General features: G+C 64.7%; 7 protein-coding genes and 3 rRNA genes. 6 read left to right on the forward strand and 4 right to left on the reverse strand.

Features of this window, described 5'->3' with window-relative positions; translation table 11 throughout:
• Positions 1-295: 295 nt before the first annotated feature.
• The 3 genes from H4W80_RS46110 to rrf all read left to right on the forward strand — a co-directional run bounded on the left by H4W80_RS46110 (position 296) and on the right by rrf (position 5410).
• Positions 296-1816: ribosomal RNA gene (locus tag H4W80_RS46110) — 16S ribosomal RNA — on the forward strand.
• Between the two features lie 303 nt (positions 1817-2119).
• Positions 2120-5221, forward strand: a 23S ribosomal RNA gene (locus H4W80_RS46115).
• 72 nt (positions 5222-5293) lie between these two features.
• A 5S ribosomal RNA gene (rrf, locus tag H4W80_RS46120) occupies positions 5294-5410 on the forward strand.
• Together the 16S, 23S and 5S rRNA genes form the textbook arrangement of a ribosomal RNA operon.
• A 52-nt stretch (positions 5411-5462) precedes the next feature.
• Here rrf and H4W80_RS46125 read toward each other — a convergent pair.
• Positions 5463-6098: a LysE family translocator gene (locus H4W80_RS46125; RefSeq protein WP_192790835.1), complete on the reverse strand. Its 636-nt coding sequence runs from the start codon at positions 6096-6098 to the stop codon at positions 5463-5465.
• Between the two features lie 87 nt (positions 6099-6185).
• On the opposite strand from H4W80_RS46125, the gene H4W80_RS46130 reads away from it, so the two are divergent.
• Positions 6186-6644, forward strand: coding sequence for an Lrp/AsnC family transcriptional regulator (locus H4W80_RS46130; RefSeq protein WP_192790836.1), 459 nt, complete (start codon positions 6186-6188; stop codon positions 6642-6644).
• 601 nt (positions 6645-7245) lie between these two features.
• Here H4W80_RS46130 and H4W80_RS46135 read toward each other — a convergent pair.
• Positions 7246-7743, reverse strand: a complete 498-nt coding sequence (locus tag H4W80_RS46135; RefSeq protein ID WP_318787367.1) for a winged helix-turn-helix transcriptional regulator — start codon at positions 7741-7743, stop codon at positions 7246-7248.
• Between the two features lie 83 nt (positions 7744-7826).
• On the opposite strand from H4W80_RS46135, the gene H4W80_RS46140 reads away from it, so the two are divergent.
• Entirely contained in the window at positions 7827-8402 is a 576-nt protein-coding gene (locus tag H4W80_RS46140; protein WP_192790837.1) for a dihydrofolate reductase family protein, read from the forward strand.
• Positions 8403-8756: 354 nt separating this feature from the next.
• Here H4W80_RS46140 and H4W80_RS46145 read toward each other — a convergent pair whose 3' ends face one another.
• Positions 8757-10226, reverse strand: coding sequence for a phosphodiester glycosidase family protein (locus tag H4W80_RS46145; RefSeq protein WP_192790838.1), 1470 nt, complete (start codon positions 10224-10226; stop codon positions 8757-8759).
• A gap of 258 nt (positions 10227-10484) precedes the next feature.
• On the opposite strand from H4W80_RS46145, the gene trpS reads away from it, so the two are divergent.
• Positions 10485-11447 carry a tryptophan--tRNA ligase gene (trpS, locus tag H4W80_RS46150; protein WP_192790839.1) on the forward strand — a complete coding sequence of 321 codons (963 nt, stop codon included), beginning with the start codon at positions 10485-10487 and terminating at the stop codon, positions 11445-11447.
• Between the two features lie 61 nt (positions 11448-11508).
• On the opposite strand, the gene H4W80_RS46155 is transcribed toward trpS, so the two are convergent.
• Positions 11509-12546, reverse strand: a complete 1038-nt coding sequence (locus tag H4W80_RS46155; RefSeq protein WP_192790840.1) for a methyltransferase — start codon at positions 12544-12546, stop codon at positions 11509-11511.
• Positions 12547-12550 lie beyond the last annotated feature (4 nt).

The raw sequence follows: 12550 nt of genomic DNA on the forward strand, positions 1-12550 counted from the left end.
CGTCTGGTTCTGCGGGCTGGTAAGTTAGAGGGGTTGTCCCGGAAGCGGGGCAGGTCTTAATTCCAGCAAGTCGAGCGAGTCGGGTCAATTTGACAGGGACTTGAACGGCTGAAAGAATAAAGACACAACGAAATGAACGCCTCCGAGCGAAAGACCGGAACGGTTTTGAGCAAGGAAGTACGCGTCCGTTTCTTGAGAACTCAACAGTGTGTTAAAAGCCAGTGCATGAGATACATGCATATCCCCGTCATTATTGACGGAAATTGCTTGGATTCACAATCCAAACGAAAGACATTGTTTGGAGAGTTTGATCCTGGCTCAGGACGAACGCTGGCGGCGTGCTTAACACATGCAAGTCGAGCGGAAAGGCCCTTCGGGGTACTCGAGCGGCGAACGGGTGAGTAACACGTGAGCAACCTGCCCCTGACTCTGGGATAAGCCCGGGAAACTGGGTCTAATACCGGATACGACCGCCCCCGGCATCGGGTGGTGGTGGAAAGTTTTTCGGTTGGGGATGGGCTCGCGGCCTATCAGCTTGTTGGTGGGGTAGTGGCCTACCAAGGCGACGACGGGTAGCCGGCCTGAGAGGGCGACCGGCCACACTGGGACTGAGACACGGCCCAGACTCCTACGGGAGGCAGCAGTGGGGAATATTGCGCAATGGGCGGAAGCCTGACGCAGCGACGCCGCGTGGGGGATGACGGCCTTCGGGTTGTAAACCTCTTTCAGCAGGGACGAAGTTGACGTGTACCTGCAGAAGAAGCGCCGGCTAACTACGTGCCAGCAGCCGCGGTAATACGTAGGGCGCAAGCGTTGTCCGGAATTATTGGGCGTAAAGAGCTCGTAGGTGGCTGGTCGCGTCTGCCGTGAAAGCCCGCAGCTTAACTGCGGGTCTGCGGTGGATACGGGCCGGCTAGAGGTAGGTAGGGGCAAGTGGAATTCCTGGTGTAGCGGTGAAATGCGCAGATATCAGGAGGAACACCGGTGGCGAAGGCGGCTTGCTGGGCCTTACCTGACGCTGAGGAGCGAAAGCGTGGGGAGCGAACAGGATTAGATACCCTGGTAGTCCACGCTGTAAACGTTGGGCGCTAGGTGTGGGGATCTTCCACGATCTCCGTGCCGGAGCTAACGCATTAAGCGCCCCGCCTGGGGAGTACGGCCGCAAGGCTAAAACTCAAAGGAATTGACGGGGGCCCGCACAAGCGGCGGAGCATGTTGCTTAATTCGACGCAACGCGAAGAACCTTACCAAGGTTTGACATCACCCGGAAACGCCTGGAGACAGGCGCCTCTTCGGACTGGGTGACAGGTGGTGCATGGCTGTCGTCAGCTCGTGTCGTGAGATGTTGGGTTAAGTCCCGCAACGAGCGCAACCCTTGCTCCATGTTGCCAGCACGCCCTTCGGGGTGGTGGGGACTCATGGGGGACTGCCGGGGTCAACTCGGAGGAAGGTGGGGATGACGTCAAGTCATCATGCCCCTTATGTCTTGGGCTGCAAACATGCTACAATGGCCGGTACAGAGGGTTGCGATACCGTGAGGTGGAGCGAATCCCTAAAAGCCGGTCTCAGTTCGGATTGGGGTCTGCAACTCGACCCCATGAAGTCGGAGTCGCTAGTAATCGCAGATCAGCAATGCTGCGGTGAATACGTTCCCGGGCCTTGTACACACCGCCCGTCACGTCACGAAAGTCGGCAACACCCGAAGCCCGTGGCCCAACCAGCTTGCTGGGGGGAGCGGTCGAAGGTGGGGCTGGCGATTGGGACGAAGTCGTAACAAGGTAGCCGTACCGGAAGGTGCGGCTGGATCACCTCCTTTCTAAGGAGCATCTTCACCCTTCACCACCGAATGTGTGGTGGGGTGACAGCTCACTAGTGGAGCACTGGCTACTCAACCAGGTCTGGTTGTCTGCGGGTTAGTACCGCCCTCTCTTGGGAGGGAGTGGGAAGGGCCGTGAGGGAGCTGGGACTGGTTGGACACACTGTTGGGTCCTGAGGAAACGGGCATGCGTGTCTGGTTCTTCTGGAGTACAGGGCCGCTGAAGGGTTCGGGGTTTCCCGGGCTTGGATGCGGTTGCTGTTTGTTGTTTGAGATTTGCATAGTGGACGCGAGCATCTTTGTGGCCAAGTTTTTTAGGGCACACGGTGGATGCCTTGGCATCAGGAGCCGATGAAGGACGTGGGAGGCTGCGTTAAGCCTCGGGGAGTCGCCAACCAGACGTTGATCCGGGGATGTCCGAATGGGGAAACCTAGCACCAGTCATGTGGTGTTGCCTCCGCCTGAATGTATAGGGCGGTTGGTGGTAACGCGGGGAAGTGAAACATCTCAGTACCCGTAGGAAGAGAAAACAACAGTGATTCCGTGAGTAGTGGTGAGCGAAAGCGGATGAGGCTAAACCGGGCGTGTGTGATAGCCGGCAGGCGTTGCATGTCCGGGGTCGTGGGACCCTCTTGGTCGATCTGCCGATCGGCCGGACAGTAAGAAATCGATGGGGTAGTTGAAAGCTCTGGGAAGGGCTGCCGTAGACCGTGAGAGCCGGGTAGGCGAAACCTTGTCGACTGTTTGAGGGGATCCCAAGTAGCACGGGGCTCGAGAAATCCTGTGTGAATCTGCCAGGACCACCTGGTAAGCCTAAATACTCCCTGATGACCGATAGTGCACGAGTACCGTGAGGGAAAGGTGAAAAGTGCCCCGGTGAGGGGTCGTGAAATAGTACCTGAAACCGTGTGCCTACAAGCCGTAGGAGCTTACAGAAGCTTGCTTCTGTGTGATGTGACTGCGTGCCTTTTGAAGAATGAGCCTGCGAGTTATGGTGTGTGGCGAGGTTAACCCGTGTGGGGGAGCCGTAGCGAAAGCGAGTCTGAATAGGGCGTTGAGTCGCATGCTGTAGACCCGAAGCGGAGTGATCTACGCATGGGCAGGTTGAAGCTCAGGTAAGACTGGGTGGAGGACCGAACCCACCAGGGTTGAAAACCTGGGGGATGATCTGTGTGTAGGGGTGAAAGGCCAATCAAACTCCGTGATAGCTGGTTCTCCCCGAAATGCATTTAGGTGCAGCGTCGCGTGTTTCTTGCCGGAGGTAGAGCACTGGATGGCTAATGGGCCCGACAAGGTTACTGACGTCAGCCAAACTCCGAATGCCGGTAAGTGAGAGCGTGGCAGTGAGACTGCGGGCGATAAGGTTCGTAGTCGAGAGGGAAACAGCCCAGATCACCGACTAAGGCCCCTAAGCGTGTGCTAAGTGGGAAAGGATGTGGAGTCGCAGAGACAACCAGGAGGTTGGCTTAGAAGCAGCCACCCTTGAAAGAGTGCGTAATAGCTCACTGGTCAAGTGATTCTGCGCCGACAATGTAGCGGGGCTCAAGTACACCGCCGAAGTCGTGGCATTGACACACATGTTGTGTTGATGGGTAGGGGAGCGTCGTGCAGCCGGCGAAGCAGCAGAGTGATCTAGTTGTGGAGGCTGTGCGAGTGAGAATGCAGGCATGAGTAGCGAATCGAGGGTGAGAAACCCTCGCGCCGGATGACCAAGGGTTCCTGGGGCAGGCTAATCCGCCCAGGGTAAGTCGGGACCTAAGGCGAGGCCGACAGGCGTAGTCGATGGACAACGGGTTGATATTCCCGTACCCGCTTTAACGCGCCCATACTGAACCCCTTGATACTAAGAGTCCTTAAGTCAGCTGGTCCTTCGGGACTGGTGTTAGACCGAACGCTCGGCCTGATTGGGTAGTAGGTAAGCGATGGGGTGACGCAGGAAGGTAGTCCAGCCCAGGCGATGGTTGTCCTGGGGTAAGCATGTAGGGCGGAACGTAGGCAAATCCGCGTTCCTTAAGCCTGAGATGTGATGCCGAGCCGATTGTGGTGAAGTGGATGATCCTATGCTGCCGAGAAAAGCCTCTAGCGAGTGTTGTGGCGGCCCGTACCCTAAACCGACTCAGGTGGTCAGGTAGAGAATACTAAGGCGATCGGGTGAACTGTGGTTAAGGAACTCGGCAAATTGCCCCCGTAACTTCGGGAGAAGGGGGACCTCTGCTGGTGATGAGTCTTGCACTCGGAGCTGGTGGGGGTCGCAGTGGCCAGGGGGAAGCGACTGTTTACTAAAAACACAGGTCCGTGCGAAGTCGTAAGACGATGTATACGGACTGACGCCTGCCCGGTGCCGGAACGTTAAGGGGACCGCTTAGTCCAGCTTGCTGGGCGAAGGTGAGAACTTAAGCGCCGGTAAACGGCGGTGGTAACTATAACCATCCTAAGGTAGCGAAATTCCTTGTCGGGTAAGTTCCGACCTGCACGAATGGCGTAACGACTTCCCCGCTGTCTCAACCGCAGACCCGGTGAAATTGCAGTACGAGTAAAGATGCTCGTTTCGCGCAGCAGGACGGAAAGACCCCGGGACCTTCACTACAGCTTGACATTGGTGTTTGGAACGGCTTGTGTAGGATAGGTGGGAGACTGGGAAGCTCGGACGCTAGTTCGGGTGGAGTCATTGGTGAAATACCACTCTGGTCGTTTTGGATGTCTAACTCTGGTCCGTGATCCGGATCGGGGACAGTGTCTGGTGGGTAGTTTAACTGGGGCGGTTGCCTCCCAAAGGGTAACGGAGGCGCCCAAAGGTTCCCTCAGCCTGGTTGGCAATCAGGTGTTGAGTGTAAGTGCACAAGGGAGCTTGACTGTGAGACTGACGGGTCGAGCAGGAGCGAAAGCTGGGACTAGTGATCCGGCATCGGCGTGTGGAAGCGGTGTCGCTCAACGGCTAAAAGGTACCCCGGGGATAACAGGCTGATCTTCCCCAAGAGTCCATATCGACGGGATGGTTTGGCACCTCGATGTCGGCTCGTCGCATCCTGGGGCTGGAGTAGGTCCCAAGGGTTGGGCTGTTCGCCCATTAAAGCGGTACGCGAGCTGGGTTTAGAACGTCGCGAGACAGTTCGGTCCCTATCCGCTGCGCGCGCAGGAGACTTGAAAGGGGCTGTCCCTAGTACGAGAGGACCGGGACGGACGAACCTCTGGTGTGCCAGTTGTACCGCCAGGTGCACGGCTGGTTGGCTACGTTCGGGAGGGATAACCGCTGAAAGCATCTAAGCGGGAAGCTTGCCTTGAGATGAGGTCTCCCACCACGAGAGTGGGTAAGGCTCCCGGTAGACGACCGGGTTGATAGGCCGGAGGTGGAAGCACGGTAACGTGTGGAGCTGACCGGTACTAATAGGCCGAGGACTTGACCACAAAGCTTCTTGCTCGCGTCCACTAGGCAATTCTGAAACAACAAGCGGTTTGTGCTTGATAGTTTCATAGGGTTACGGCGGTTATGGCGGGAAGGAAACACCCGGTTACATTCCGAACCCGGAAGTTAAGCTTCTCTGCGCCGATGGTACTGCACTCGGGAGGGTGTGGGAGAGTAGGTCGCCGCCGGACAATCTTTGAGGGGGTTCGACGCCTTGGGCGTCGGACCCCCTTTTTTTTGTGTTCAATGGGTGCCGAGCGTGGCGGCCGCGACCACCAGGAGCATTGTGCCGGAGACGGCCGAGATCCGGCGGGCGGCCTTCGGGGTCCGGGTCAGGGCGTGGCTCGCCCGTGCCGTCGCCAGGGCGAGCAGGCCGTACAGGACGGCGCAGTTCGCGACGTGGAGCAGGCCGAGGGCGGCGAGCTGGAAACCCAGAGGGATGCCCGTCTCCGTGGAGATGAACTGGGGCATCAGTGACAGGTAGAGCAGCACGCCCTTCGGGTTGAGCAGGGCCGTGAGCATGCTCTGGCGTAACACCCTGCCCGCGGGCTGCGGGGTCGCGCCCGGGATGGGGGTGGCGGGGCTCCTGAGCGACGCCAGCGTCTTGATCGCCAGGAAGACCAGATACGCGGCGCCGGCGTACCGCATCGCGGGCAATGCGGCGGGGACCGCGCGAAGTGCGGCGGCGAGGCCGGCGGCGGCCAGGATCGTGTGCACGGTGTAGCCAGAGCAGATCCCCGCCACCGCCGTGAGGCCGGTGCGGCGGCCCTGGCCGAGCGAGCGAGCCATGACGTAGAGCATGTCGGGGCCCGGCGTGCAGATCAGCAGCAGGTCCATGCCCAGGAAGAGCACCAGCAGCCCGGTGTCCAAGTGAACCACCTCCTTGCGCGACGGTAGTAAAGGAGGGCTGGCATGCGATGGCCTGTTCGTGCTGGTCTGGGTGGGTGAGTGGCAGAATATTGCGCTGTGGACAGGATTGACCGCAGGATCATCCAGGAGCTGCAGCGGGACGGGCGGCTGAGCAACACCGAGCTGGCCGACCGGGTCGGGCTCACGCCGTCGCCGTGCCTGCGCCGGGTGCGGCAGTTGGAGGAGTCCGGCGTCATTCGCGGCTATCGTGCGCTGGTCGACGGGGACGCGGTGGGACGGGGATTCCAGGCGTTCGTCACCGTGGTGATGAGGTATGAGGATCACGACACGGTGGCGGAGTTCGAGCGGATGGTGGCGGGGATGCCGGAGGTGGTGGAGGCGCACCGGCTGTTCGGTGATCCGGACTTTCTGCTGCGGGTGGCTGTGGCGGATCTGGCGGCGTACGAGCGGTTCTACTCCGAGACCCTCTCGGGGCTGCCGGGGGTGGCGCAGGTGACGTCGCACCTCGCGATGAAGGCCGTGAAACCGGACATGGGTCTGCCGCTGGACGCTTGAGGCCCAACGCCCGCGGTGCGCGTCGGCTCCCATATAACGCATGTCGGCTCCCGCACGTTGCGCGTCGGCTCCCGTATGGGCGTATGTCGGTTACCGCGTGGCGTGGATCGGTTCCCGTGCGGAGCGTCGGCGTCCGCATCATGCATGTCGCGTCCGCGCGATGCGGATCGGCGTCCGCATGGCGCATGTGGGCTCCCGCGTGGCGTGTGTTGGCGTCTGCGTGGCGGGTGTCGGCGCGCATCGGTGATGCGTACGTTGCCATGGCTGTCGTGCGGTTGGTGCGCGTCCGTCTGGAGCGACGGCCAGGGCAGCGTCCGTAAGGCGCATGTCGCGTCCGCGCGATGCGGATCGGCGTCCGCATGGCGCATGTGGGCTCCCGCGTGGCGCGTGGCGGGTGTCGGCGTCCGCGGGGCGTGTGTTGATGTCCGTATGGTACATATCGGCGCTCGCGCTGTGCGTGTCGGCGTGCGTCGGTGACGCGTACGTCGGCATCGCCGTTGGGCGGGTGGCGCGGGTCTCGGGCGGCGGTCAGTGCGTCGCGTCCGACTCCGTTTGAGGTGCCAGAGCGCGTTGGCGTTGTGTCTGATTCCCGCTTTAGGCGTCAGAGCGCGTCGGTGTAGGCCTTGGCCAGGCGTTCCATGACGCTCGGGCCGTCCCGTTCCGGCGGTGGGGCGCCGAGGTGGATGGTCCGCAGTTCGGCCATGAACTCGCTCCACAGCTCCGGCCCGCCGGCCGCGAGCAGCTCCGCTCGTACCCGCAGCCGCTTGGTGGTGGGGCGGTGGCGCAGCCCCCACTCGCCGAGCTGCGCGAAGATCGGCACGAGCTGGATCGACGCCTCGGTCAGGCTGTAGGCGGCCCGCCGTCCGGGGCCGGCGTCCTCGCGGGTCAGCAGGCCCGCGTTCACCAGGCGCTTCAGCCGGTCGGCCAGGATGTTGGAGGCGATCCCTTCCTCGGAGCCGGCGAGCAGCTCCCTGAAGTAGCGCCGGCTCCCGAACATCACGTCCCGCAGCACGAGCAGGCTCCAGCTGTCACCGAACGCCTCGACCGCGGCATTGATCGGGCAACCCGAACGCGCCGACTCCGCCAACTCCCACCTCACCTCCGAACCGGTTGCAATCTACCATCGGGTGGCCTAGCGTGAGCCTACCGATTGCAGATCGCAAGCAGATGTGGGAGGCACGAATGAGCGACACCGAGCCGCAGACCGCGGGCGGAAAGGTGCTCTGGCACTTCACGATGTCGCTGGACGGATTCGTGGCAGGGCCGGACCACGAGATGGACTGGATGGTCGGGGCCTCGTTCCGGCCGGGCCTGGTCGATGAGTACGCCGAGACCACGGGCGCCGTGCTGGGCGGTCGAGACGGTTGGGACCGCTACCCGGATCCCAGCGGGATCTACGGTGGCGCCTGGAAGGGGCCGCTCTTCGTGCTCACCCACCACCCCGAGGACGCGACGCCCACCGAAGGCGTCACGTTCTTGAGCTGCGACCCGGCCGAGGCGGTGCGGATCGGTCTGGAGGCGGCCGGGGGCAAGAACCTCGAGGTGTTCTCGCCGACCATCGGCCGTCAGTTGCTCGAACTGGGGCTGATCGACGAGATCGACCTGCACATCGCGCCGGTCCTGCTGGGTGAGGGCATCCGGCTGTACGACAACCCCGGCGGTGAGCCGATCCGCCTCCACCGGCTCGGCGAGGGTGATCCCGCGTCGGTCGTGAACGTGCGTTACCGGCCTGCCACAACGGTGAAGGTTCCGGAGTAGGCGCATTCGTGCCCCGTCGGCGCAGGTAACCCCCGTGTCGGCCGTGAATGTCCACTGACGGCCACAACGGCGAAGGTCCCGGATGGGGTGGGTGGGGCCGTGTCTCGGCGGCGAAGGTGGCCTCGTGCCGGGCGGTCGTGAACATGCGCTGGCGGCCTGCCGCAACGGCGAAGGTGGCCTCGTGTCGGGCGGTCGTGAATGTCGGCTGGCGGCCCGCCGCAACGGTGAAGGTGGCCTCGTGCCGGGCGGTCGTGAACGTGCGCTGGCGGCCTGCCGCAACGGCGATGGTTCACGGGTGGGGCGCAGCCGTGCCCCGCTGGCTGGTGGCACGGCTGCGGTTCTCGCCTGTGGGTGTTACTTGGGCAGGACCAGGAGGGCGTCGCCGACGCCGCGCTCCACGCCGTCCGAGGGGCGGTTGATCAGCTTGTTGCCGACCACCATGGCCGTCGAGCCGCCCCCGTCCAGGTTGATGGCCTGCGTGGCCCCCAGCCACCGCATGAACTGGGCCGCCTCGAGGAAGTTCGCCCCGACCGTCACCCCGGGGTTGCGGCCGTCGATGGTGGCGATGATGAGGCTGCCGTTCCTCGTGGTGCCGAGGAGGGTGCGGGGGTGGCGGCGCAGGATCATGTTGACGGAGTCGTGGCCGTCCTGCTTGGCGGTGATCTTCACCTTGCCGTTCCGCACGAGGCCGACGCTGCCCGCGATCACGTTGAGGTCCGGGGTCAGCGCGAGCGCCTTGCCGGTACGCAGGTCCACGACCTTGGTGTCGACCTTGACCGTCCAGTCCTGGAAGGCGTGCTCGTTGAGCCAGTCGGCGGCCAGGCCGTTGCCGTGCAGCACCCGCGTCCCGGCGGCCACCGCGGCGCCCGACTCGCGCACGCCGACGACCTTGCCGTTGGCGTCGAGGACGGCGTCGGTCCCGCCGGTGGGCGTCTTGGCGCCCCACTCCTCGGTGTAGAGCACCAGCTCGTCCGTCGTGACGGCCCGGTTGACGCCGTTGACCTCGGTCTTCTGGCCGTCCTGGGAGGTGGCGGTGACGGTGGTCTTCAGCTCGGTGATCTTGGCCGTACGGCCCTTGAGTACGACGGCCGAGCGGCCGGGGACGGCCTCGCTGAGCAGCCTGCCCTTGACCACGGACGCGCCGACGGGCTCGCCGCGCAGGGCCTTGTCGGTGTGGATGTTGAAGAAGCCGCCGTTGACGCCGACCACCGCGTTCTGGGCCTTGGCCATCGACGAGACGGTCTCCCGCTTGGCCACGCTGGTGCCGAGCGAGGCCGCGAACGAGCCGCCGAACGCCCCGGCGTCGATCATCACGACCTTGACGTCCCAGGGACCGGTGGTCTTGAGCCCGTCGTCGCCGAGGTAGTCGACCTTGACCTTCAGCCCCGCTTCCTTGAGCTTCTTGGCGGTCTCCTCGGCCTTCTTCTTGTCGTCGAGGGACCAGAGGCCGACCCGGACCATGTACACGGTCTGGGAGGCGGCGTCGGCGACGCTGGGCCGTACCACCTTCTGCACGCTGGGGGTCTCCCCGGCGGCCTCCACCTCGGCGGCCTTGGCCTCGGCGGTCGTCTGCATTCCGTAGTCGCGGCCGCTCGGCATCAACACGGTCACCGTGTAGCCGTCGGTCGCCGAGCCGGCCTTCACGTCGTACAGGTCGATGCCCTGCGCGACGGCGGTCATCGTCTTGGTCGGCACGGGCCTGCTGCCCAGCGGGAACTTGGCCGACGGGAACCGCACCGACGCCTGCTCCGCCGCGGCGGGCAGGGTGGTGAGGGTGAGCGCGGCGGCTATGGCCAGGCCGCCGGCGAGGGTGCGTCGAGACATGAATTCTCCAGAGGGCGGAAAAGGGACCGCACCATACTGGCGAGATCATGGTCGCCGGGGCAGGCGAACACGCCAAACGGTAAAAGAGGTTACGAGATTGACACCGCAAACGGATACACTTCGCCTATGACACGTATCTGCATGTGGTGGCGGCCGACAGACGGCCGCTGATTTCCTCATGCAAGGGCCGTCTTCGAGACGGCCCTCCAAGCGTGCGGTCCTCTCCGAGACGGCGTTAACCCGAAGAGAGAGACCGAAATGAACGACGTCGTACTCACCGGTGACCGTCCGACCGGACCGCTGCACCTGGGCCACTACTTCGGCTCATTGGCCAACCGCGTCACGTTGCAGGACAAGTTCCCGATGTACGTGCTGATCGCCGACTACCAGGTGATCACCGACCGCGATCTGCCGGGCGCGATCCAACGCAACATCACCGAGCTGCTGCTCGACTATCTGGCGGTGGGCATCGACCCGGCCAAGGTGACGATCTTCCAGCACAGCGCCGTCCCCGAGCTGAACCAGCTGCTGCTGCCCTTCCTGAGCCTGGTGTCGGTCTCCGAGCTGCACCGCAACCCCACGGTCAAGGACGAGATCGCGCACAGCTCGCAGCAGGCGGTCAGCGGGCTGATGTTCACCTATCCAGTGCACCAGGCGGCCGACATCCTGTTCTGCAAGGGCACGCTGGTGCCCGTGGGCAAGGACCAGCTCCCGCACGTGGAGGTCACGCGGCTGGTGGCGCGCCGCTTCAACGAGCGGTACGGCGAGGTGTTCCCGGAGCCCGAGGCCATGATGGGCGAACGGCCGCTGCTGCAGGGGCTCGACGGCGGCAAGATGAGCAAGAGCCGCGGCAACGCGATCGCCCTGTCGGCCACCGAGGACGAGACGGCCGCCCTCATCCGCAAGGCCCGCACCGACTCCGAGCGGCTGATCACCTTCGACGAGACGCACCGGCCCGAGGTGGCGAACCTCCTCACCCTGGCCGGCCTCTGCCTCGGCCGCTCGCCGCAGGACGTCGCCGAGGAGATCGGGGACGGGGGAGCGTCCGCGCTCAAGAAGCTGACCACCGAGGCGGTCAACGAGTTCCTGCGGCCGATCAGGCGGCGCCGCGCCGAGCACACCGAGGAGGAGGTGCGGCGGATCCTGGCCGCGGGGAACGCGGCGGCGCGCGAGCGGGCGATCATGACGCTGGACGAGGTACGGGCGGCGATGGGCTTCTAGCGGTGCTCGCGGCGGCGGGCGCACACCGCGGCGGCGGCGGCACATCGCGGCGGCGGGCGCTTTATCCCGGCCGGTGGGTGGGGAGCGAGGCCAGGGCCAGCTCGGTGGGGACGGAGCGGAGGGGGCGGCGGTGCCGGGGCGCGCGGAAGCCCGCCCCCCGGAGCAGCTCCGACACCTCCCGGAAGCCTCGCACCCGGCCGCCGGCCGTGACCAGGTAGTTCAGGTCCAGCAGGCGCAGCAGGGCGCGGCTGGCCCGGCCGGGCATGACGCTGTCGCCGAACTGGTCGCCCACCACGACCGTCCCGCCCGGGTTGAGTGCCGCCGCCACCCGCCCCAGGAGGGTGGCGGCCTGCGCGTCGTCCAGCCCGTGCACGACGTTGAACACCAGCGCGATGTCGTACCCGCCACCCAGGTCGCCGTCCAGGAACGACCCGGCACGCACGCTCAGCCGGGGATGGGCGGCGGTGGCCTTCAGCGCCTGCGGCAGGTCCAGCACGGTGGCCCGGAGCCGGGGGTGCCGCCGCAGCAGCTCCAGGCTGAACCGGCCGTGGCCGCCGCCCACGTCCAGCACCCGCCGGGCGCCGCGCGGCACGGGCACGGCCCTGGCCATCGCCGGGGCCTGACGCCTGGCCAGCGCCGCCGTCCACGCCTGGAACGACCGGGACAGCTCGGGATCGGCCTCCAGCAGCTCGTAGAAGGGCGTGGCGGGCGCCCCGTCGCGCACCGCCTGCTCCAGCCGGGGCCAGATCACACACGCCGTACGTTCCCAGAACTCCAGCCCCGCCACCAGGGACTGCGGCGAGTCCGTCGTGAACCACAGCCGCGAGGCGCGGGTCAGGCGGTAGCGGCCGCCGCGGACCCGCAGGTAGCCGAGCCCGGCCAGGGAGCGTAACAGCAGGTCCGAGGAGCGGGCGTCCAGGCCGAGTCTGGCGGCGAGCTCGGCACCGGTGGACGGGCGCTCGCGCAGGGCGTCGAAGACGCCCGTCCTGGCCGCCGCGACGAGCGCGTGCAGGCCCAGGACGCCGAAGTAGTCGAGCATCGGAGGCAGGATCGACAGCCGGTGAGCCGCGGCCTCCAGGGCGTTGTAGAAGAGGGGCACGAAT

The organism is Nonomuraea angiospora (assembly GCF_014873145.1).
Classification (GTDB): Bacteria; Actinomycetota; Actinomycetes; order Streptosporangiales; family Streptosporangiaceae; genus Nonomuraea; species Nonomuraea angiospora.

Bases quoted from the DNA above. Each gene is read 5' to 3' on its own strand.
- trpS (WP_192790839.1), top strand. From the start codon at position 10,485: ATGAACGACGTCGTACTCACCGGTGACCGTCCGACCGGACCGCTGCAC.
- H4W80_RS46140 (WP_192790837.1), top strand. From the start codon at position 7,827: ATGAGCGACACCGAGCCGCAGACCGCGGGCGGAAAGGTGCTCTGGCAC.
- H4W80_RS46145 (WP_192790838.1), bottom strand. From the start codon at position 10,226: ATGTCTCGACGCACCCTCGCCGGCGGCCTGGCCATAGCCGCCGCGCTC.